Genomic DNA, 20855 nt, shown 5'->3' on the forward strand with positions numbered 1-20855 from the left:
ATATCCACCACCACCACCCCTCGGAAGGACACCACCATGACCACCTCGCGCACCGCCTCGACCCGCCCCTCGCCCCTCAAGAAGCTGCTCGTCAACACCGCCCTCCTCGTCGGGGGAGCGGGCGGCGCCTACCTCGTCGTCACCTACCTCTTCTGATCCGCTCGACCGACCGAAGGACACGATCGTGACTCTCCTCGCGACTCCCGGGCTCCGCCCCGCGACCCCCGGGCACCGCCCCGCGGATCCGGCGGCCCTCCGGGCGGCGGCCTCGACCGAGCGGCTGCTCGGCGGCGGAGGCCACCGCGTCGCCGCGATCGACCGCCCCGCCTTCGCCGGCCGGAACGCGTCGTGGACGATGACCCTCGACGACGGCGCCCGCGTCTTCGTCAAGCACGTCTCGCCCCGGACGGCGGGCCCCGCGGCCTTCCGCCGCTCCAGGGACTTCGCCGGCTTCGCCGCCCGGAGCCCCGAGCACGCCCCGGCCGGACCCCGCCTGCTGGCGGCCGACGAGGACGACTCCCTGCTGGTGTTCGAGCACTGCCCCGGCACCAGCCTGGCCCTCCTGCTCGTGGAGGAGCGCGTCCCCGCGGACTTCCCCGAACAGGCCGGCCGGCTCCTGGCCCGGCTGCACGCCGGCCCGGTGGCGGGCCTCACCGCGACCTCGCACCCCAGCCCTCCCGTCGAGATGCTGCGCGTCGGCATCCCGCACACCCGCTACGTCGACCTCACCCTCGCCGAGCTCGCCTTCTGGGGCGACCTGCAGCACGACGAGCAGCTCGTCTCGGCCACGGAGGATCTCCGCGAGTGGGAGAGCGGCAACCGCACGGCCCCGATCCACGGCGACCTCCGCCTCGACCAGTTCCACCTCCGCGACGGGCGCCTCCAGCTGCTCGACTGGGAGGAGTTCGGGATCGGGGATCCGGCCCGCGACCTCGGCACGCTGGCGGGGGAGTGGATCCACCGCGCGGTGCTCGACACCGTGACCACCCGGGAGGGCGCCTCCGCTCCTCCCCTCGCCTTCGACACCGCGGCCGCGGACGCCCGCATCGCGGAGCGGATGGCGGCACTGGTCCCGAGGATCCGGCGGATGTGGCTCGCCTACGCCGCCGAGACCGCCGGCGCGGACGACGCCCTCGCCGTCCGCGCCACCGCCCACCTGGGCTGGCACCTCGTCGACCGCACCCTCGCCCGGGCCTCGATGGTCTCCCGCCTCCCCGGGATCGAGCGGGCCGCCGCCGGCATCGGCCGCCGCGTCCTGCTCGCCCCCTCCGCCTACTCCACCGCCCTCGGATTCGACAGGAGCCCGCGATGACCGCCCTCACTACCCGCTCCGTCCTCGACGAGGCCGTGATCAGCGTCGACGCCGCCCGGCTGCGGGCCGAGGTCGACGGGACCGTGATCGAGGCCACCGGGCCGATCGAGCTGCGGGCCCGACTCGCCGCCACCGTCTACACCCACCTGCACCTCCGGAACCCGCTGCTCGGCGAGACCGCCGGAGGCGACGGCCAGGACCTCGCCCCCCGGCTGATCGACGCGATCCCGCACCGCACGGTCCTGCAGCCCGCTCCCTCCGGGGTGCTCGGCTCCGCCACCGTGCAGGGGGAGGAGCGCCGGGTCGTCGAGCTGGGCCGCGTCCGGGTCCTCGTGCCCGAGGTCGATCTCGTCCGCTCCGCCGACGGGGCCGTCGCCGGCGTCCGGCTGCCGAGCTGGCGCACCCGCACCACTCCCGGCTACCTCCTCGCCCTCGGCCCGATGGGACTCGATCCCGCCGACCGGGTCGTGCGCCTCTCGCTCGTCGCCGACTCGGCGGAGGACGCGCTCGCCCTGTGGGGCCCGCTCCTGGAGGCGCTCGCCGCCTCCGGAGCCCGCCACCAGGCCAAGGCGCTCTCGGACCCGCGGGCCTTCCCCCGCTCCGACGCCCTCGTCGTCTACCTGCCCGCCGACTCCGCCGACGACGTCGCCCGGAGGATCACTCCGCTGCTCGATGCCCGGCCCTCGCCCCGCACCGCCGTCTCGGCCTTCGCCGAGAGGCTCGCCGACGGCCTCGCCTACGCCGAGGACCCGGCCGACGAGCGCTCCTCCTACCGCGGACTGAGCTTCGGCCAGCACCGCTCCCGCGTCCTCGCCGAAGCGCTCCTGCGCTCCTCGGCCGAGACGATCCCCGCCGCCGACGCCTGGGCCGACGCCGCCCGCGCCGCGCGCATCGACCCGGACCGCCCGGGACTCACCGCCCGCTAGGGCCCCACGAACCTCCCCTCGATCCCGAGGGGACCACCACCTCAGCCCGAGGTACTCCACGAAAGGGACACATCATGACCACCATCTCCACCGACGCCCAGTCCGCCGACCTCACCGCCCTCGCGGGAGCGCACGACACCTTCGCCACCGTCGACGAGCTCGGCTCGGACGCCGCGACCGAGGCGCCCGCCACCACGCCCCTGTGCGTCGGCATCATCGTCGGCGCCACCCTCGGCGCGGGCTGCTGACCCGGCCCTCCTCCCGCCCGGGTGCTCCCGCAGCACCCGCTCCCCGGCCCTCCGGCCGGACCACCCGCACCACTCCCCGCACGACCCGGCGGATCCGCCGCCACCACTCATCCAAGGAGAACACCATGTCGACCATCACCGCCCAGACCGTCCAGTCCGCCGACCTCGCCGAGCTCGCCACCGCCCACGACACCTTCACCGCCGCCGACGAGATCGGCACCGACGCCGCCTCCGAGGCGCCCGCCACCACCCCGTTCTGCGCCGGCGTCATCATCGGCGTCACCCTCACCGCAGGGTGCTGACGGGCACGGGGCGACCGGTCCTCGACCGCGTCGCCCCGGCCCCTCCCGGGCGCGTGCCGTCCGCTCGCGCCGTCCGCCCATCCCCGTCCGCCCTTTCCGCGGGCACGGTCCGCCCATCCCCGTCCGCCCTTTCCGCGGGCACGGTCCGCCCGTCCGCCGCCGTCCTCACCGCCGGCCGCGACCCGATCCGCCCTCCCGCCCGCCGCCCTCTGAGGAGACCGCCATGACCACCCCGCCCGGTGCGCAGAGCGCCGCACTCTCCGACCTCTCGCTCGGCCGCTTCGGCTACTCCCGGGTGGCCCTCGTCCTGACCGGCTCCGCCATGACCCAGGTCATGCCCTACTGGATCCAGTGGGCGCGCGCCGCCGCTCCGGCGACCGAGTTCCGCGTGCTCGTCCGCGACTCGGCCTACCGCTTCACCACCCGGCACAACCTGGAGTCGCGACTGCGCGGCCGGATCCAGGACGACCGCTGGGACGACGAGATCGTCGTCGCCCACGTCGACCTCGCCGAGTGGGCCGACCTCATCCTGATCTACCCGGCCACCCTCGACTACGCCTCGCGCCTCGCGCACGGCATCACCGACTCCCCGTCGCTGCTCGCGGCCCTCACGACGGAGGCGCCGGTGTGCATCGCTCCGTCGCTGCCGCCGCGGGCGCTCGGCAACCCGGTCGTCGAGTCCACCCTCGCGCTGCTGCGCGAGCCGGCCAACTTCACCGTCATCGACCCCGTGCCCGGGCCGAGCGAGTCCAGCGACACGGCGCTCGCCTGGGTGCCGCCCGCGTTCCCCGCGGTGCTGCGCCACCTGGAGTCGCTGCGCACGGCACCGGCGGCCGCGGAGGAGGCGAGGTCGGCGTGAGCACCACCGCCCCTCCGCGGGCCCTCGTCACCGGGCTGCTCGTCACCGAGCTCTCGGAAGGACCCGACGGGACCACCGTCTGGACCCGCCGCCTCGGAGAGCAGGCGCCGCTGCCGTTCTCGCCGGTGCCCGTCCGCCTCGCAGCGCCCGATCCCCGGATCGTGCCGGGAGGCGCCGACCCGTCGATCCGCCGCTACCGCACCACCGCCCGCGCCCTGCTGCCCGCGCTCCTCCACGAGCTGTCGGAGGAGGCGCTCGTCTCCGTCGGCCGCGAGTGGAAGGGCGCGCTGAACGCGCTCCACGGCGCCCGGCCCGCCGGGGAGCCGCTCCCTCCGCGTCCGCTGCAGCGCGCCCGCGGCTGGCTCGCCGGTGGCTGGGCGCCCGCCGCCGAGGAGCTCGGCGCCGGCGGTCTCCTCGAGCTCGCCGACTGGGCGGAGGCGGTCGTCGCCTCGCCGGCCGCGGTCGTGGTCCACGGCCACCCCGGCCTCGCCCACCTCGTCGTCGGCGGGACCCGCGTCGCTCTGCTCACGGGCGAGGACGTCGGGCTCGCCGACCCGGTCTGGGACGCCGCCTGGGTGCTCGGGGAGCTCGCAGAGCTGCACGCCTTCCACCCCGCGCTCCGCCCGGCCCTCGACGCGCTCCGCCGCGGACTCTCGCTCGAGGAGGACCACGACGCCGAGCTGCTGCGCGTCGGCACCGCGTTCCGGCTGGCCCAGCACGCCGTCGACTGGCACCGCTCCGGGGGCGCCAGCAGCGATCAGGCGCGGCTGCTGCTGCGCCTGTCCGCCGCACAGCTGGGGGAGCGGGCGGAATGAGCGCCCGCGACGTCCCGACCCTGTCCGCCGCCCTGCCCTCCGGCGCCCGCGCGCTCGTCGTGCACCGGCCGGAGGTCCGCAACGACTCGGTCGCCCTCGCCGTGCCCGCCGGTATGCGCCACGAGCGCGACGGCGAGGAGGGGATGCTGCACCTGATCGAGCACCTCGTCTACCAGGACAGCGAGGGGGTCGCCGGTCTCGTCCGGCAGACCCGCGTCGCCGAGAGCGGCGGCGTCCTCGGCGGTCACACCCACCTCGACTACTCCGAGTTCTTCGAGACGGGCTCTCCCGGGTCGGCCGCCGTGATCGCGGAGCGGCTCGTCGAGCAGGTCTTCCGCCCCGCCTTCCTGCCGGAGCAGATCGCGGAGCAGATCCGCGCGGTCGCCTCTGAGCGGGCCGCGCGCCTCGCCCCCGCTCCGGGCGGCGTGCTGCCGTGGCCGCACCTGACCGCCCGCTACTGGGCCGACGCCCCCAACGCGCACGACGGCAGCGGCGACCTCGACCTCGAGGGCCGCGCGACCGAGCCCGTCCTGCGCGCGCTGCACCGGCGCCACTACAGCCCGGCCGGCTCCGTGCTGGTCGGCGTCACGGCCGACGACCCCGCCCGGCTCCTGGACCGCCTGGTCGCGGCCCTCGCGGAGGCGCCCGATCGCGCGGCAGGACCGGTCGCCGTCCCACCTGGGACGGCCCGCCCCGAGTACCGCGCCGAGCCCGCCGCCCGCCGGCTCGCCGCGACCGCCGCCGCGCCGTCGACCCGCGTCTCCGACGAGCTGCTCGGCGACCTGATCGCCGCCGAGGCGCTCGCTGCGCAGGCCGGACTCGACGCGAGCGCCGGACTCTTCGGCCCGGGCGACACCGTCGCCGACGACCTCTTCGTGCTGGTCGACGACACCGCCGTGCCCGTCGATCCGTGGCACCGCCTCCGCGCCCTCGCGGTGAGCGACGACTCCGCCCTCGAGCACGCCCGGCATCGCGCGGTGCTGCGTGCGGAGCGGCTGGTGCACGACGACGAGCGTCTGGCCCGCACCGTCGCCCGGGATGCCCTGCTGCGCGGTGCGCCCGGCTTCGCGGGCGAGCTCGTCGACTCCCTCGCCGCGCGGCCGCCGCGCCCGCTGCTCGCGGACGCCGCGGCCCGCCTGGCCGAGCAGCCCTTCGCCGCACTGGGCGTTCCCGCCGCCTCCACCCCTCCAGGAAGGAGGAGCCCATGACCGCCGCACCCCCGCTCGCCGTCGTCGACGAGCGCTCCCGCTTCGCCGTCGTCGCCCTCGGCTGGCGCGACCCGGCCGGAGACGACGGGCCCGACCGCGCTGCCCGCCTCCGCTCGGCCGTTCCCCCCGGAGCGGTCTCGCTCGCGTGGACGGCGACGGCCGGGGCGCAGAGCCTCACCGCGGTGCTCCCTCCGGAGGGCGCCGCGGCCTGGACCGCCCTGACGCTCGAGCGCGCCCAGGGAGCCGGGGATCCGGTGCTCGCCGTGGTCGGGCCCGAACGCGCCGTCTGCGAGACGTCCCGGCCCGTCTCCGTGCCCGCCGCGGCTCCGCTGCCGAGCGCTCTGCACCAGTCCCGCGAGCAGGGCTACGAGAGCACGATCGTCACCGGCGCGGACCCGTCCGGCGAGGTCGGCCACGCCGCGACATTCCTGGCGCTGTGCCGCCTCAACGCGGGGGCCGAACCGCTCGTCCCCGCCGCACTGCGCTCCGCCGGCGGCGATGCGGTCGCCCAGGTCGCGCGGGGCCTGCGCTCGAGCCGCCCCTCCCTCACCTGGCAGGTCGTCTCCCCGGCCGGCCAGGGCATCCCGACCCTCGAGACCGTGCTGCGCACCGTCCTCGACGGCCGCGCCGCGCACGGGGAGGGAGCACGCGCCGCGCACGCGTTCGCGCGGGCGAACCTCCTCCGCGCCTGGCGGTCGCCCGAGACGCTCGCGCGCACCCTGGTGGAGTACGAGGTGATGGGCTGGGGCGGCGCCCTGGTGCTCGATCCGGAGCCGGCGCTCGCCGCGGTCGACGAGAGTGCGCTCGAGCGGGCGGTCGCGGGGCTCGTGCGGCCCGTCGCCGACGTGGTCGGCTGGGGCTGAATCCGGCGGGCTCGATCAGCTCCGGCCGGGACGCGTCCCCAGGTCGACGAGCCCGTGCTCGATCGCCGAGACCAGGATCTGCACCCGGTCGCGCACGCCCAGCTTCTCCATCACCTTCACGAACCGCGCCTTCACGGTCGACTCGGTGACGAACAGCTCCTGCGCCATCTCGCGGTTGCTCATCCCGCGGGCGAGCAGGCGGATCACCTCGAGCTCCTTCTCGGTGAGCGCCTCGAGCAGATCGGGGTCCGGCACCGTCTCCGCCGGCACCGACTCCTCGAGCCCCTTCACCACGTGGCGCGTGACCTCGGCGGAGAGCACGGACTCGCCCGCGAGCACCGCGTGCACCGCCGCGATGATCTCCCGCGGCTTCGTGTCCTTGACCAGGTAGCCGGAGGCGCCCGCGCGGAGCAGGTCGACGACGTAGCGGTCCGTGGTGAACGTGCTGAGCCCGAGGATCGCGATGCCCGGGTGCTCGGCGTGGATCCGCTCGGTCGCAGTGACGCCGTTCATGACCGGCATCTGCATGTCCATCAGGATCAGGTCGGGCTGGAGCGTCGCCGCCTGCTGCACCGCGATCCTCCCGTCGGAGGCCTCGCCCACCACCTCGATCGCCGGGTCCTGCGAGAGGTAGTCGCGGAGGATCTCGCGGGTCATCGATTCGTCGTCCACCAGCAGCACGCGGGTCATCGCTCTCGTCCTTCGTCGGTCGCCCCCGCGACGAGCGCACCGGACGCCCGGCCCTCGAGGGGGATGGTCATGGTCGTGGTCCAGCGGCCGCCGCGGGCTCCCGCGTCCAGCCGCCCGCCGAAGACGGCGCAGCGGGCCGACATCGCCTCGATCCCGAGGTGCGAGGAGACGATCGGAGCCGCGGAGGCGATCGCGTTGGAGGAGCTCAGCTGCACCTCGCCCCCCGACACCTCGAGCCGGAGCTGCACCTCACCGGCGGTGTCGCCGTGCTTGAGCACGTTCGTGCCCAGCTCCCGGACCGTGCGCCGCAGCACCTGGCGGAGGCTCGCGGGCACCTGCGCCACGGAGCCCGCCACGTCGAGGCGGACCCGGAAGCCCGCGCGCTCGATCGCGTCGGCGACGTTCCGCACGTCGTGGACGAAGCCGACAGCGGTGGTCGTGGCGCCCGAGACCTCCGGGGTCCCGAGCAGGTCGGAGTCGCCGCGGGCGGGAGCGCCTGCCTCGTCCTCGTCCTGGAGGAGCGTCACGAGGCTCCGCAGATCCTGCAGCGCCTGCTGCGCCGCGTCGCCGATGCTCTCGAGGATGCGCTCGGTCTTGGCCGGGTCCTCGACCGAGGTCGCGCGGCGGGCCTGCATGGCGATGATGGTGACCTCGTGCGCGACGATGTCGTGCAGCTCGTGCGCGAGCCGGGTCCGCTCCTCGTTGCGGATCCGCGCCTGCTCCTCCTGGATGCGGTCGGCCCGGCGCTCGCTCCGCTCGCTGCGGCCCCGGAAGGCGTTCAGGCCCAGCCCGGCGGTGCCGCCGAAGAGGACGAACGCGCCCAGGACGTAGACGGCCGTGCCCATGGCGCGGTCGACGAGCAGCACCGCGGGCAGGAGGACGAGGGTGCCGAGCACGAAGACGAGCCCCGCGCGCCAGGGGAGGAGGAAGGTGACGAAGCCGACCACCACGATGGTCGGGAAGATCAGCGCCGCGAGCAGCAGCGGCGGGGCGCCGAGCATCAGGACGACGGCGTAGACGAGGTAGAGCGAGACCGCCGCGGGGATCGCGCCGGCGAGCAGCGCCAGGAGCGGCAGGTAGGGGAGCGCCAGCTCGATCCAGCCGCGGACCGACGTGAGGTCGACGCTGCCGCCCATCAGGTCGATGACGACGAGGAGCGTGAAGGAGCCGAGGAGGAGGGACCGGGTGATCCAGCCGCCGGGCAGCGTCCGCACGTCGTTCGTCCACCGCGTCGTCCCCACCACGGGACCAGGGTACCGAAGCCTTCTCCGAGCCCCGTCGGCCTTCCGTACAAGGGCGGACTGGTCTTTCGTACAGGAGCGGTGCGACGGGGCGTCGCCATGCTGGTGGAGCGGTCGAGCCGATCGCACCCCTCGATCACAGGAGAACGACCATGGCCCCGATCCTCGCCGCCGCCGCACTCGCCCTCGGAGCCGTCCTCGCTCCCGCCGCTGCTCCTGCCGCCGCTCCCGTGCAGGCCGCCTCGTCCGCCGGCGTGCAGACGGTCGCCGCCTCCTACGAGCTGCCGAAGGTGCAGAAGCCGGGCGGCATGGAGTCGATCCAGGACCGCGGCGCCCTCTGCAACCTCTTCGGGATGTGCTGAGCGCAGCTCTCGGACCGGGTCAGCCCTTCAGCGGGTCGTTGCCCCAGTTCATCAGGGAGTAGCGCCACTTCGTCTCGGTGACATCGCCCGAGGGACGCTGCTTCGCGTGCCGGTGCACGTAGCCGACGACCTTCGTCATGTGGGCGTAGTCGTCGTCGCTCAGGTCGGCCTGCTTCGTGCCGAGCAGGTCGACGATGCGGCGCCCGCTCTCGTGGCCGACGGACTCGCCGCCGCCCTCCGGCTTCTGGCCGACCTCCTTCGACTCGTCGGTGCCGAGCCACTCCTCGAGCTCCTTCGCGGTCATGTTCACGGCGTCGTGGAACTCGTCGCGGGTCGTCCGCTTCTCGTCGTCGGTGGGCATCGCGGGGCTCCTCGGGTCGGTCGGTCCGGGTCGGTCGGTGACCTCCAGCGGAGCGTGTCGGAGGGGGAGAGGTCAAGCCCCGTGCGCGGTTCCAGGGCGCGCGTAGCGTCGGAGGAGTCCGCACCAGCCGACCACCGCCGACGTCCGCCGCCGGCAGAGAAGAGGCCCACATGCCCTCCCGCAACACCCTCGTCCGCAGTCTCCACGACCTCGGAGCCGCCGCCTGGTTCGGCGGCTCGCTCATGGGCGCCGTCGGCCTGAACGGCGCCGCGTCCACCTCGTCCGACCCGGCGGAGCGCCTCCGCCTCTCCTCGAACGGCTGGGCCCGCTGGACCCCTGTGCAGCTCGCCGCGATCGCCGCCCACGGCGTCGGCGGCATCGGACTCGTCCTCGCCAACAAGACCCGCCTGGCCAACCAGCAGGAGAGCCGCACGAACACCGTCGTCAAGACCGTCGTGACCGGGCTCGCCGGTGCCGCCTCGGTGATCGCCGCGGTCGCCGGAGCGACGCAGGCCAAGCACGCCGACGAGGGCGCCCCCGGCGTGACCGAGGCGTCGGAGCACAACTCACAGGAGCTGACCACGGCCCTCCGCGTGCAGAAGGTCACCCAGTGGGCGATCCCCGTGCTGACCGCCGTCATCATCGTCCTCGGCGCCCAGCAGGGCGAGCAGCAGCGCCCCGTGAAGGGCCTCTTCGAGACCACGGCGCGGATGTTCCGCAAGTAGTCCCCACGCTCGCGCGCAGACCGTCGGCTGAGAGTGCCCGCCGTCCCCCGAGGGTGGAGGGCGGCTGCTCTCGGCCGACGTTCTGCGCGCTGGGTCCGGCTAGCGGCAGTGTCCGCGGCTGCTGCGGGGTCGCCGTGGGGATCGCCGAGGCGGACGCGCCTGTGCTGATCTGCTCGGCGACCACCCCGCCGTGAAGGGTGATGCGGCAGCTGATCCCGCCCTGGTCATCGGAGTTTCAAGGCGCCGATCCCGCCGATCAGGGAAGCGGGGCCGGAACCGACTCCGGTCCTCCTCGGACGGGGGCGGCGAAGTCGTCGCACGACTGAGGGCCCGACCGCGGCCGGGGAGTGGAGTGGTATCGCCCGTACGCACGGAGGCGATCCGATTGACCCCGCTATCTCTACATAGGTAGCGTCATCCGTGTGCAGCCACTCCCTCGCCTCACGTCCGCCACCGCGGACGTCCTCCGGACCCTCCTCGATGCCGACGGCCCGACCTGGGGCATGGTCGTGATCAAGGCCACCGGGCGACCGGCGGGCAGCGTCTACCCGATCCTGGAGCGGCTCGAGGGAGCGGGCTGGGTGGTCTCGGAGTGGGAGGCCGCGAGCGAGCGGAGCGGTCCGCGTCGCCGGCTCTACGAGCTGACCGCGGAGGGCGCCCCGGCAGCCCGGGCCGCCGTCGAGCGGATGCGGTCGACCGCGCGGTCGGCGCCGCGAGCGGCGGAGGCGACCGCGTGAGCGCGCTCCTGCGGCTCCTGTCGCTGCTGCTGCCCCCGCTCGCCCGCGAGCGCTACCTCGAGGAGTGGCGGGCCGACCTGGCCGGGGCCGCCGAGCTGGGACTGCCCCGGCGCGGCGTCGTCCTCGGAGCGCTCGCCCTGCTGGTGAGCGTCGACCGCGACCTGCCCGCGCACACCGGCGAAGCGCGGGGCACGCTTCCGCGCCGCCTCGCCCGCCGCGGACTCGCGCTCTTCGCCGCGGCCGCGCTCATGCTGAGCGGCATCGCGCTGACCGGCGGCGGGATCGTCCCCGAGCCGGGTGCCGCCTCCGACACCGCCCTCGCCGCCGTCGGCGCCGTGCAGACCGCGGTGCTCGTCGCCGCCGTCGCGGTCGCGGTCCTCGGCGCGGTCCACCTCCTCGGCGCCGCGGCGTCGGCCCGCACGGTGCTCGCGCGGATCTCCCTGGTCGCCGCCGTCGTCGGCCCGGTGCTCACCGCGGCCGGCCTCCTCCTCCCCGGACCCCTCGCCCTCGTCGGCCTGCCCGTCTCCCTCGCCGGACTCGTCTGCGGGGCGATCGTCCTCGGCGGCTCGAGGACCATCGCCCTCGCACCGCGGACGGCGACCCGCGCTCAGCGCCTCCCCGTCGCCCTCGCGGGCCTCGCGCTCGTGGCGGGCGTCACGGTGGTGGGCGCCGTCGACCTGCTGGTCTGGAATCCGCAGGCGAAGGTCCCCGGCGTGGCCCTGGCGGAGATCTACGCGACCATGTCCGAGCGCGACGGCTTCGAGTTCGGCTCCCACGCGATCTGGGTCACCGGGTGGGCCGCCTTCTGGACGGCCGCCGCGATCGTCGTGACGGCCGGCGCCCTCGTCGGCCGGAGGTCGCCGCTCACTCCGCGGCGGATCGCTGTGCTCATGCTCGCCCTGGTCGCCGGCGCCGTCGTCTTCCGCTTCTTCGCAGGGTTCGGCTTCGGGATGTCGGTCGCCGACACCTTCGTCACCTCCGGCGGCGACGGCTCCCTGGTCTCGGCGATCCTGCCGCCGCTCGGACAGCTCGCGCTCGCCGGCGCCGCGATCGCGGTGGGCTGGGCGCCCCGGGTCGCCCGACCGGCGGCGGCCTCCGCGGCCTGACAGTGCTCGTGCCGGCGGAGACTTTCGCCCGGCCGGCTCGGGATGCGCTAGAACGGGGCAGCCTGCCGACGTACTTCCCTTCGTGGTGAACACGCAGGGCCCGTTCCGGCGCGGCCGAGCGGCCGCCGGCCTACTCCAGTCGCCGCAGGAAGCGGGCCGGCTGGTCGAGGAAGCCGCGCCAGGTCCGCACCAGGTCGAGGTCGTCGTAGCGGCAGGGGCGCAGGCCCGTCTCGTCGAGCTCGTAGAGGTCGGCTCCGGGGAGGGCCGCGAGGATCGGCGAGTGCGTGGAGAGGACGACCTGCGAGCCGCCGGCGACCAGGTCGCGCAGCTGCCCGATCAGGGCGAGGCAGCCCGACACCGAGAGGGCCGACTCCGGCTCGTCGAGGAGCCACAGCCCGCTGATCCTGGAGCGGTTCGCCACGATGTCGAGGAACGACTCGCCGTGGCTCCGCTCGTGGTATCCGCCGTCGATCCCCACCTCCTCCAGGTAGCTGAAGAAGCCGTGCATCGTCTCGGCGCGGAGGAAGAAGCCGCGCTTGGACGCGCCGGCCCCGCGGACCAGCTGGAGGTGCTCGGCCAGGTCCGACTCCGAGGCGCGGGAGGAGTGCATCGCACCCGTGGATCCGCCCTCCGCGTTCAGCCCGTAGGCGAGGGCGACCGCCTCGAGCAGCGTCGACTTGCCCGAGCCGTTCTCGCCGGTGATCACCGTCACCTGGCCGAGATCCCAGCCCTCGGCCAGCACCTGCCGCACGGGCGCGAGCGTCGCGGGCCAGCGCGCGAGGTCGGCGGGGTGCTCGGGTCGGGCCTGCACGCGGCGCACCGGGAGGGTCGAGAACACCCGATCAGTCAAGCAGGTCGACGCTCCAGCCGGCCTCGGCCAGCGCGCGGGCCGTGTCGGCGCGGGGCGAGTAGGGGAGGTCGTCGGCGCCGACCACGCGGTAGTCGGTGTCGCCGGGGCCGACCCAGAGGACGGAGTCGGACGGGCCGGCCCGGTGCAGGGCGGCGCGGACGGCGTCGGCCGGCTCCGCGATCTCGAGCACCTCGCAGCGCTCGACGCGGCGGGCGCCGTCGACCAGGGCGCGGCGGATCCGCGCGGGGTCCTCGAAGCGCGGGTGGTGGTCGGTGACGATCACCAGGTCGGCGCGCTCGGCAGCGGCCCGGCCCATCGGCGCGCGCTTGCTCGGGTCGCGGTCGCCGTCGGCGCCGAGGAGGACGAGCACGCGGCCGGGCGTCACCTCGCGGAGGGCGTCGACGGTGCGCGCGACCGAGTCGGGGGTGTGCGAGAAGTCGAGGAAGACCCGGGGCCCGTCGGCGCCGGACACGAGCAGCGTCCGCCCGGGCACGGTGACGTCGATCCCGGAGCCGACCGCCGCGGCCACCCGGTCGCGCGCGTGGCCCGCCTCGATCAGCATCACCAGCGCGAGGGCCGCGTTCGAGGCCATGTGGCGGCCGAGGAGCGGGACGGAGGCGGTCGTCGACCAGCCGTCGCGGGCGGTGAGCCGGAAGCGGGTGCGGTCGACTGCGGTCTCGAGCACGTCGATCCGCCAGTCGGCTCCGTCCCCGGCCGAGAGCGTGACGACCGGGACGGAGGCCTCGCGGGCGACCCGGCGCCCCGCCTCGGTGTCGACGACCACGACGCCGCGGCGGCTCCGCTCGGGCGTGAACAGGCGCTGCTTGGCGCGGAGGTACTCGTCCAGGTCGCCGAAGTCGTCGAGGTGGTCGTGGCTGAGGTTGGTGAACCCGGCGACGTCGAGCACGATCCCCTCCATCCGGGAGCGCACGAGCGCCTGGGCGCTGACCTCGATGGCCGCCGCCTCGACGCCGTCCTCCGCCATCCGGGCCAGGAGCGCGTGCAGCTCGGAGGCCTCGGGCGTGGTGAGGCGGCTGGCGACGACGTGGTCGGCGCTGCGGCGCTCGGCGGTGGAGCTCAGCCCCGAGACGACGCCCAGCTGCCGGAGCACCGCGTCGAGGAGGTGCACGGTGCTGGTCTTGCCGTTGGTGCCGGTCACGCCGAGGAGCACCGGTCCGCTCCTCGTGCCGTACACCTGCGCGGCGACCGGGCCGAGGGCGGTGCGGGGGTCGTCGCTGAGGAGGACGGGCAGTCCGGATGCGCGGGCCTCGTCGAGCCCGCCCGCGTCGGTGAGCACGGCGACCGCTCCTGCCGCCGCCGCGTCGGCCGCGAACCGGGCGCCGTGGCTCCTCCTCCCGGGGAGCGCGGCGAAGAGGGCGCCGGGGCCCGCCTCGGTGTGCGCGACGGTCACCGCGGTGATGCGGACGTCGGAGCCGTCGCCGTGGAGGCGGAGCCGATCGCTCGCGAGGTCGGCGAGCGCGACACCGGCGGCGTGGAGCGGTTCGAGGAGCCGGAACACCGGCATGCGGGCCTCCTGCGGGGCGGGCGGGGCGGCGTCGCCGAGGGCCCGCGGGCGCCGCCGGGCGACCGGAGGGGGAGGGCCGAGAGGCCCATGCCTCAGCCTGCGCGCCGCTCCCCCCGATCGGGGAGGCCCTTGCCACCGCCCGCGCGGGCCGCTACCCGCCTCCGCCTACTGCCGCGAGAACGCCTCCTGGTACAGCGCCGCGAGCTCGGGGGAGCTCTCGCCGCTGAGGCCGCAGGTCAGGATCGTGTCGCCGTCGGCCGCGACCAGGTAGTCGACCCCGGTCTCGAAGACGATGGGGGCCCCGTCCACCGCCGTCTCCCTGCCCTGGGTGACCGTGATGCCGTCGCCGACCTCGCCCGCGTAGCGCTCGAGCACGTGCAGGGTGACGGTGCTCCCGTCGATCGAGCGGACCTCGGCCCGGAACGCGAGCTGAGCAGGGGCCAGCGCGGCGGCCGTCACCGGCGAGCACGCGGCCATCGGCCCGCCCGTGCTCGGCAGGATCAGCGTCGAGGTGCTGCCCCCGCCCACGCCGAGCGCGAAGGGCAGCAGGAGGGAGGCGGCGGCCCCGGCGCTCAGCGCGCCGACTCCCACGATCAGCCAGGGGGAGCGGCGGCGGGAGTGCACCGTCCGCGTGCCCTCACCCGTCGCGGCGGCGATCTGCTCGGCGAGCTCGTCGCGGTCGAGCGCGGGGAGGCTCCGCGCGGGGTCGACCGTGCGGAGGAGGCGGCGGACGTCCTCGTCGTCGGTTCCGGTCATCGGAGTCCCCCTTCGGGCGCGTGCGGGTCGGTGGAGTCGTAGAGCTCGGCGAAGCGGCGCCGCGCGCGATGGAGGCGGATCGAGACGGCGTTCGCCGTGACTCCGAGGACCGCGGCGATCCCGCGGACGTCGAGCTCCTCCCACGCCCAGAGGCGCAGCAGCTCGGCGTCCTGCTCGCGCATCCGGGCGAGCACGAGGCGCACGGTCTCCTCCGCGCCCGACGCCTCGCCCTCGTCGATCTGCACCTGGGGCGGATCGACGACCGCGATCCGCTGGGCGAGCATGACCTGGCGGCGCTGCATCCGCCGGGCGTTCTGCAGCTGGAGCCGGGCGACGCCGATCGCCCACGGCACCGGGTCGTCCTCGGGCACGTCGGCGCTGCGGCGCCAGAGCGCCGAGAGCGTCGCGGCGAGCACGTCGTCGGCGGTGGCGGAGTCGGTGCGCCGCCAGAGGTAGCGGCGGACGGGATCGGCGACCGCGGCGGCGACCGCGGCGAACCGGTCGGGACCCGCGAGGGGAGCTGGCATGTGCCTCATGCTCCCTCCTGTCCGGGATCGGCGCACATCTTTCACCGGCGCGCCGGGCGGGACTCCGCGCTCTCCCAGCAGCACGGGAGCGCGGGTCGTCGCTCAACGCCGCGAGGCGCCGACGAACTCCAGCCAGCCGGCCACGAACGGCTCGATGTCGTCCACCTCGTCCAACGCGAGAGCGTCCAGATCGACTCCGCGGCACTCCAGCGTGAGGACGTGCCCCCGCACCCAGGCGGCCGCGCGCACGGCCCCGGCTCCCTCCCAGACCTCGAAGGGCTCCGGAGCCCCGTCGACCGGGATCTCCGCGATCCGCGTGGGAGCGGGCAGCGCCTCCGGCTGCACGAACGAGACGGGCGCCTCCTCCCGGCAGCAGAGCAGCGCGACGTCGTGCCGCGGATCGCCGAGGGTCGTGCGGATCTCGACGGAGGGTCCCGGCCCGCCCGGGACCGCGTCGTCGGCGAGGAACGAGAGCCCCCGGGGCCCGCCCGTCAGCGTCCACTCCGCCAGCAGCCGCGGACCGCTCCAGCCCGAGACCGCCCAGAGCGGGAGGTCGCCGAACGACCCGCGGATCCGCGCGACCCGCTCGGCGAGGTGCGCGGAGAACTCCTCCTCGCCGAGACGCCGCGCTCCGTCCATGGCCCGATCGTAGGTCGGGTGCCGCGGCACGGCCAGACCCCTCGCTACTGTGAACGTCGACCCCCGCCTCCCTTCCCCGCCGAGGAGCCCCATGCCCATCTGGACCCTGCACGGAGACGGCCGCACCGTCGAGCCCGGCGCCGTCGTCGCCCCCGGCGAGCGGCTCGCCTGGCCGGCGACGATCGCCATCGGCATCCAGCACGTCGTCGCCATGTTCGGAGCGACGTTCCTCGTGCCCGTGCTCACCGGGTTCCCGGTCGCCACGACCCTGCTCTTCTCCGGAGTCGGGACGCTGCTGTTCCTCCTGATCACGCGCAACCGGCTCCCCAGCTACCTCGGCTCGAGCTTCGCGTTCATCGCGCCCGTCACGGCCGCGACCACCGTCGGAGGGACGGGGTCGGCGCTCGCCGGAGTCGTCGCCGTGGGCCTCCTCCTGGCCGCCGTCGGCGTCCTCGTGCAGGTCGTCGGCCTCGGCTGGATCGACAGGCTGATGCCGCCGGTCGTCGCCGGCGCGATCGTGGCCCTGATCGGGTTCAACCTGGCTCCGACCGCGTACCTCAGCTTCAAGCAGGCACCGATCACCGGGACGATCACGCTCGCCGCGATCATCCTGTCGAGCGTGTTCCTCCGCGGCTTCCTCGGCCGCGTCTCGATCTTCCTCGGCGTGGTCATCGGCTACGTCGTCGCCCTGCTGCGGAACGAGATCGACTACTCCGCGGTCGGTGCGGCCGACTGGTTCGGGCTGCCGCCGTTCACCTTCCCCGACTTCGCCTCCGGATCCACGTGGTCGGGCATCGCGATGTTCCTGCCGGTCGTGCTCGTCCTCATCGCCGAGAACGTCGGACACGTCCGCGGCGTCGCGACGATGACCGACGCCTCCGCCAACGCCAGCACCGGCCGGGCCCTGATCGCGGACGGTGTGGCGACCACCCTCTCCGGCGCCTTCGGCGGCTCCGGCACCACGACCTACGGCGAGAACATCGGAGTGATGGCGGCCACCCGCGTGTACTCGACAGCCGCCTACTGGGTCGCCGGCGTCACCGCGATCCTGCTCAGCCTCTCGCCCAAGGTCGGCGCCGTCTTCAACTCGATCCCTGCCGGAGTGCTGGGCGGCGCGACCACCGCGCTCTACGGCCTGATCGGCGTGATCGGCATCAAGATCTGGATCGACAACCGCGTCGACTTCTCGCGCCCGGTCAACCAGTACACCGCCGCGGTCTCCCTCGTGATCGCGATCGCCGGCTTCTCGTTCTCCTCCGGCGGCTTCGAGCTCGGCGGCATCGTCCTCGGCGCCGGCGCCGCCCTCGTGATCTACCACCTGGGCAACGCCATCGCCCGCTGGCGCCGCACCGGCGCCGACGACGGCGGCCCCCTCCCCGCCATCGGCCAGCTCGGCGGCGACCCGCAGGACCGCTGACCGCGGCCTGCTCCGGCCTGCCGCTCCCGAGACGCCGCCGTGCCGTCCGGACGCCGCCCTCCCGCGGCCGTCCCGGCGCGCACGGCGGCGTCCCGGCGCCGACGGAGCCGTCTCGGCACGCACGCCGGAGCACCGCCCTCGCTTACCACGTTCGGGGCAGTCCGCAACCCGGTGCGCTCCCAGGCGGCTCCCGCCTAACGTCGAGCGTGACGACCGCAGCAGCGGAACGCCGCACACCGAGTGAGACAGCAAGGAGCACCACCGTGCCGCAGATCATCGAGACCGTCGACGTCAACGTCCCCGTGTCCGTCGCCTACAACCAGTGGACCCAGTTCGAGGAGTTCCCGCGCTTCCTCGACGAGGTCGAGTCGATCCAGCAGGTCACCGACACCCTCACCGTCTGGAAGGTGAAGGTCGGCCCCGTCGAGCGCGAGTTCGAGGCGAACATCACCGAGCAGCACCCCGACGAGCGCGTCGCGTGGAACAGCACCGGCGGCGAGACCGACCACGCGGGCGTCGTCACCTTCCACAAGCTCTCCGACACCGAGACCCGCGTCACCGTGCAGCTCGACTGGGAGCCGAAGGGCTTCCTCGAGACGCTCGGCTCGCTCGTCGGCGCCGGCAGCCACGCTGTGAAGAAGGACCTGAACAACTTCAAGGAGTACATCGAGAAGCAGGGCACCCCCGACGGTGCCTGGCGCGGCGACGTCGAGGCCTGAGCCGTGACCGACGCAGCCACCTCGTCCGAGGGCGAGAAGAAGGCGAACGGTCTCGGCGACGACGAGACCATCCCGCACTCCGAGGACGGGCTGGCGGTGGGGGTCTCCGGAGACTCGCACTTCAACCCCGAGGAGGACGCTCCCGAGGAGCCCTCCGAGAGCTGACGTTCTCCTCCGGGGAACCCGACCGCTCTCCTCCGCGAGATGCCACTTGTGCACACGACACGCCGCGAGGCGTGCGCACAGGTGGCATCTCGCGGTTGAAGGCTCAGCGCCAGGCCCGGGTGTACTGCGGGGGCACCGGCAGGTCCGCGCCGAGCTCGTGCGCCATCCGCACCGGAGCGTTCGGGTCGCGCAGCAGCTCGCGGGCGAGCAGCACGACGTCGGCATCGCCGTTCGCGACCACGCCCTCCGCCTGCTCCGCCGTGGTGATGAGTCCCACGGCGCCGACCAGCGCACCGGTCGCCTTCCGCAGGTCGCGCGCGAACGGCACCTGGTAGAGCGGCGCCACCGGGATGCTGGCGTGCACGAGTCCGCCGGTCGACACGTCGAAGAGGTCCACGCCCTCGGCGCGCGCCCACTCCGAGACGGTGATCGTCTCCTCCAGTGTCCAGCCGCCCTCGGCCCAGTCGGTCGCGGAGAAGCGGACGAGCAGAACGAGCTCCCCGATCTCGGCGCGGACCGCGCGGACGACCTCGAGCAGCAGGCGCGCCCGGTTCTCGAGCGAGCCGCCGTAGGAGTCCTCGCGGGTGTTCGAGAGCGGCGACAGGAACTGATGGAGCAGGTACCCGTGCGCGGCGTGCAGCTCGATCACGTCGAAGCCGGCGTCCGCGGCGCGGCGGGCGGAGGCGCGGAACGCCTCGACGAGGCCCGGCAGCTCCTCCGCGGCCAGCTCGCGCGGCTCCGCGTAGCCCTCGAACGCGACGGCCGAGGGAGCGACGGTCGGCCAGCCGCCGTCCTCCAGCGGCACGGATCCGCGTCCGCTCCACTCGCGGTAGGTCGACGCCTTCCGGCCCGCGTGGGCGAGCTGCACGCCGGCGAGCGCGCCCTGCCCGTGCACGAACTCGACGATCGGAGCCCAGGCGTCGCGCTGCTCGTCGTTCCACAGCCCGGTGTCCCAGGGGCTGATCCGCCCCTCGGGGACGACGGCGGTGGCCTCCGCGATGACGACGCCCGATCCGCCGCGCGCGAGCCCGCCGAGGTGCACGAGGTGCCACGAGGTGGGCACGCCGTCCTGCGCCTCCACCGAGTACTGGCACATCGGTGCCGCCCAGAGGCGGTTGCGCGCGGTCCTCGAGCGGAGCGTCAGCGGCTGGAACAAGGCGGTGTCGGTCATGTCTCTCCTGTCGTGCTTCTCCGCGGAACGCCGCTTCGGTAGGCGATACGCCGGTGAGGGCGTACGCCGGCGGCATCTCGCGGAGGGGGTCACGTGCTCCAACCGGGAGGAGAGCCCGGCTATGCCCGGATCAGCGCGGCCAGGTCGCCCCGGGCGCGTCCTGCCAGACGGTGCTCGGCGGAGCGAGCGACTCCAGCTCCTCGAACAGCGCGTCGGGGATCTCGAGCGCGTCGTCGGCCACGAAGGAGTCGTAGTGCTCGGCGGACGTGGCGCCGACGACCGTCGTCGTCACGCGGGGGTCGCGCGTCGAGAACTGCAGCGCGGCGGCGGCGAGCGGCACGCCCGCCCGCTCGCAGGCCGCTCCCATCGCCGCGACGGCGTCGACGATCTCGCGCGGCGCCGGCCGGTAGGCGTAGGAGGCGACCGGCTCAGGCCAGCGCGCGAGGGCGCCTCCGCCGTAGACCGCCGCGTTGACGACGATCACGCCGCGGTCGACGGACGCGTCGATCAGCTCCTCGGAGGAGCGGTCGACGAGCGTGAAGCGGTTGTGGGTGATCACGGCGTCGAACAGGCCGGTGTCGACGTAGTGGCGCAGCATCGGCGCGGGTCCGCCCGAGATCCCGATCGAGAGGGCGACGCCCGCGTCCTTCATCGCGACGAGCGCGCGGACCGGGCCGTCCTCGGCGAAGGCCTCGTCGTACGAGATGCGCTCCGGGTCGTGCAGGTAGAGCAGGGGGAGGACGTCCATCCCGAGGCGCTCGCGGCTCTCGTCGAGGCTGCGGCGCATCCGCTCGGCCGAGTAGCTGCCGGTGCTCGGGTCGCGGTCGAGCTTGGTGACCACGGTGATCCCCTCGGGGACGCCGCCGCGGGCCTGCAGGGCCTCGCCGATCAGGCGCTCGCTGTGGCCGCCGGCGTACTCGTTGGACGTGTCGACGACGGAGACGGCGCGGGTGGCGGCGTCGGAGTCGAGGACGCGCTCGAGGGCCGGCACCCGGTCGAGGTCGGCGACGCGCTCGGGGCGCCAGGAGGTGCCGAGGGTCAGCCGGGTGACGGTGGCGCCGGACGGGCCGAAGGGCCGGAGGCGGGAGGACTGCGGAGTCATCCGCTCAGCCTGGCAGCGCCGGGGTCCTCCCCGCATCCCGCGGAGGATGAACGGTCAGTGGACGAGAGTGCTCAACCCGACGACGCGGAAGCCCAGGAGCGTCGTCGGGAGCGTCCCGGCGGAGAGGTGGGCGATCCGGAAGACGGCGATGGAGCGGAGCGGCGCGGCCGCCTCCGAGGTCGACGAGGTGTCGCGCTCGACGGGATCCCTCCGCGGGGCCTTCCGCGGG

General features: G+C 74.8%; 25 protein-coding genes. 15 read left to right on the top strand and 10 right to left on the bottom strand.

What is annotated here, in order from left to right:
• Window positions 1–184 precede the first annotated feature (184 nt).
• From lxmK to C5C57_RS03285, 8 genes are all read left to right on the top strand, one after another.
• The gene (gene lxmK, locus C5C57_RS03260) at window positions 185–1312 is read left to right on the top strand and encodes a class V lanthionine synthetase subunit LxmK (protein ID WP_258065664.1); all 1128 of its coding nucleotides are present in this window, start codon (window positions 185–187) and stop codon (window positions 1310–1312) included.
• Window positions 1309–2238 (top strand): T3SS effector HopA1 family protein, encoded by a 930-nt coding sequence (locus C5C57_RS03265; protein ID WP_104225969.1) that lies wholly within the window; start codon window positions 1309–1311, stop codon window positions 2236–2238. The genes lxmK and C5C57_RS03265 overlap by 4 nt, the downstream gene beginning before the upstream one ends.
• 74 nt (window positions 2239–2312) lie before the next feature.
• A complete protein-coding gene (locus tag C5C57_RS17960) occupies window positions 2313–2486 on the top strand; it encodes a hypothetical protein (RefSeq protein WP_181027122.1) in 174 nt (57 codons plus the stop codon).
• Between the two features lie 125 nt (window positions 2487–2611).
• Entirely contained in the window at window positions 2612–2788 is a 177-nt protein-coding gene (locus tag C5C57_RS17965; protein WP_181027123.1) for a hypothetical protein, read from the top strand.
• Between the two features lie 223 nt (window positions 2789–3011).
• Entirely contained in the window at window positions 3012–3647 is a 636-nt protein-coding gene (locus C5C57_RS03270; RefSeq protein WP_104225100.1) for a flavoprotein, read from the top strand.
• Window positions 3644–4462 (top strand): hypothetical protein, encoded by an 819-nt coding sequence (locus tag C5C57_RS03275; RefSeq protein ID WP_104246980.1) that lies wholly within the window; start codon window positions 3644–3646, stop codon window positions 4460–4462. The genes C5C57_RS03270 and C5C57_RS03275 overlap by 4 nt, the downstream gene beginning before the upstream one ends.
• Window positions 4459–5670: a pitrilysin family protein gene (locus tag C5C57_RS03280; protein ID WP_104246981.1), complete on the top strand. Its 1212-nt coding sequence runs from the start codon at window positions 4459–4461 to the stop codon at window positions 5668–5670. The genes C5C57_RS03275 and C5C57_RS03280 overlap by 4 nt, the downstream gene beginning before the upstream one ends.
• Window positions 5667–6533: a hypothetical protein gene (locus tag C5C57_RS03285; RefSeq protein WP_104246982.1), complete on the top strand. Its 867-nt coding sequence runs from the start codon at window positions 5667–5669 to the stop codon at window positions 6531–6533. The genes C5C57_RS03280 and C5C57_RS03285 overlap by 4 nt, the downstream gene beginning before the upstream one ends.
• A gap of 15 nt (window positions 6534–6548) precedes the next feature.
• Here C5C57_RS03285 and C5C57_RS03290 read toward each other — a convergent pair whose 3' ends face one another.
• Together C5C57_RS03290 and C5C57_RS03295 are read right to left on the bottom strand one after the other, a co-directional pair.
• Window positions 6549–7223, bottom strand: coding sequence for a response regulator transcription factor (locus tag C5C57_RS03290; protein WP_104246983.1), 675 nt, complete (start codon window positions 7221–7223; stop codon window positions 6549–6551).
• Window positions 7220–8467 (bottom strand): sensor histidine kinase, encoded by a 1248-nt coding sequence (locus C5C57_RS03295; RefSeq protein WP_258059356.1) that lies wholly within the window; start codon window positions 8465–8467, stop codon window positions 7220–7222. The genes C5C57_RS03290 and C5C57_RS03295 overlap by 4 nt, the downstream gene beginning before the upstream one ends.
• A 149-nt stretch (window positions 8468–8616) precedes the next feature.
• On the opposite strand from C5C57_RS03295, the gene C5C57_RS03300 reads away from it, so the two are divergent.
• Entirely contained in the window at window positions 8617–8826 is a 210-nt protein-coding gene (locus C5C57_RS03300) for a hypothetical protein (RefSeq protein ID WP_104225965.1), read from the top strand.
• Between the two features lie 19 nt (window positions 8827–8845).
• Here the strand turns inward: C5C57_RS03300 and C5C57_RS03305 are convergent, their stop codons facing one another.
• The gene (locus tag C5C57_RS03305) at window positions 8846–9187 is read right to left on the bottom strand and encodes a DUF3140 domain-containing protein (protein WP_104246984.1); all 342 of its coding nucleotides are present in this window, start codon (window positions 9185–9187) and stop codon (window positions 8846–8848) included.
• Window positions 9188–9357: 170 nt separating this feature from the next.
• Here C5C57_RS03305 and C5C57_RS03310 point away from each other — a divergent pair, with 170 nt between their 5' ends.
• The 3 genes from C5C57_RS03310 (at window position 9358) to C5C57_RS03320 (ending at window position 11755) form a co-directional block, all read left to right on the top strand.
• The gene (locus C5C57_RS03310; RefSeq protein ID WP_104225963.1) at window positions 9358–9912 is read left to right on the top strand and encodes a hypothetical protein; all 555 of its coding nucleotides are present in this window, start codon (window positions 9358–9360) and stop codon (window positions 9910–9912) included.
• Window positions 9913–10334: 422 nt separating this feature from the next.
• Window positions 10335–10649, top strand: a complete 315-nt coding sequence (locus C5C57_RS03315) for a PadR family transcriptional regulator (protein ID WP_104233471.1) — start codon at window positions 10335–10337, stop codon at window positions 10647–10649.
• Window positions 10646–11755, top strand: coding sequence for a hypothetical protein (locus C5C57_RS03320; RefSeq protein WP_104246985.1), 1110 nt, complete (start codon window positions 10646–10648; stop codon window positions 11753–11755). The genes C5C57_RS03315 and C5C57_RS03320 overlap by 4 nt, the downstream gene beginning before the upstream one ends.
• Window positions 11756–11885: 130 nt before the next feature.
• Here the strand turns inward: C5C57_RS03320 and C5C57_RS03325 are convergent, their stop codons facing one another.
• The 5 genes from C5C57_RS03325 to C5C57_RS03345 form a co-directional block, all read right to left on the bottom strand.
• The gene (locus tag C5C57_RS03325; protein ID WP_104268547.1) at window positions 11886–12593 is read right to left on the bottom strand and encodes an AAA family ATPase; all 708 of its coding nucleotides are present in this window, start codon (window positions 12591–12593) and stop codon (window positions 11886–11888) included.
• Window positions 12594–12597: 4 nt separating this feature from the next.
• Window positions 12598–14130: a Mur ligase family protein gene (locus C5C57_RS03330; RefSeq protein ID WP_104246986.1), complete on the bottom strand. Its 1533-nt coding sequence runs from the start codon at window positions 14128–14130 to the stop codon at window positions 12598–12600.
• 165 nt (window positions 14131–14295) lie between these two features.
• On the bottom strand, window positions 14296–14886 hold the full coding sequence (locus tag C5C57_RS03335; RefSeq protein ID WP_104246987.1) for a hypothetical protein: 591 nt from the start codon (window positions 14884–14886) through the stop codon (window positions 14296–14298).
• Window positions 14883–15413, bottom strand: coding sequence for an RNA polymerase sigma factor (locus C5C57_RS03340; RefSeq protein WP_181027124.1), 531 nt, complete (start codon window positions 15411–15413; stop codon window positions 14883–14885). The genes C5C57_RS03335 and C5C57_RS03340 overlap by 4 nt, the downstream gene beginning before the upstream one ends.
• 102 nt (window positions 15414–15515) lie before the next feature.
• Window positions 15516–16052 (bottom strand): hypothetical protein, encoded by a 537-nt coding sequence (locus C5C57_RS03345; protein ID WP_104246989.1) that lies wholly within the window; start codon window positions 16050–16052, stop codon window positions 15516–15518.
• 91 nt (window positions 16053–16143) lie between these two features.
• Here C5C57_RS03345 and C5C57_RS03350 point away from each other — a divergent pair, with 91 nt between their 5' ends.
• The 3 genes from C5C57_RS03350 (at window position 16144) to C5C57_RS17970 (ending at window position 18353) form a co-directional block, all read left to right on the top strand.
• Complete coding sequence (locus C5C57_RS03350; protein ID WP_104246990.1) at window positions 16144–17469, top strand: uracil-xanthine permease family protein; 1326 nt, start codon at window positions 16144–16146, stop codon at window positions 17467–17469.
• A 263-nt stretch (window positions 17470–17732) separates the two neighbouring features.
• Complete coding sequence (locus C5C57_RS03355) at window positions 17733–18188, top strand: SRPBCC family protein (RefSeq protein ID WP_104224157.1); 456 nt, start codon at window positions 17733–17735, stop codon at window positions 18186–18188.
• A gap of 3 nt (window positions 18189–18191) precedes the next feature.
• Window positions 18192–18353: a hypothetical protein gene (locus C5C57_RS17970; RefSeq protein ID WP_167299017.1), complete on the top strand. Its 162-nt coding sequence runs from the start codon at window positions 18192–18194 to the stop codon at window positions 18351–18353.
• Window positions 18354–18456: 103 nt separating this feature from the next.
• On the opposite strand, the gene C5C57_RS03360 is transcribed toward C5C57_RS17970, so the two are convergent.
• Both C5C57_RS03360 and C5C57_RS03365 read right to left on the bottom strand, forming a co-directional pair.
• Window positions 18457–19524, bottom strand: a complete 1068-nt coding sequence (locus C5C57_RS03360; protein WP_104246991.1) for an NADH:flavin oxidoreductase/NADH oxidase — start codon at window positions 19522–19524, stop codon at window positions 18457–18459.
• 130 nt (window positions 19525–19654) lie between these two features.
• A complete protein-coding gene (locus C5C57_RS03365) occupies window positions 19655–20626 on the bottom strand; it encodes an aldo/keto reductase (protein ID WP_181027125.1) in 972 nt (323 codons plus the stop codon).
• Window positions 20627–20855 lie beyond the last annotated feature (229 nt).

It is taken from the genome of Rathayibacter sp. AY1C5 (genome assembly GCF_002931705.1).
Taxonomy (GTDB): Bacteria; Actinomycetota; Actinomycetes; order Actinomycetales; family Microbacteriaceae; genus Rathayibacter.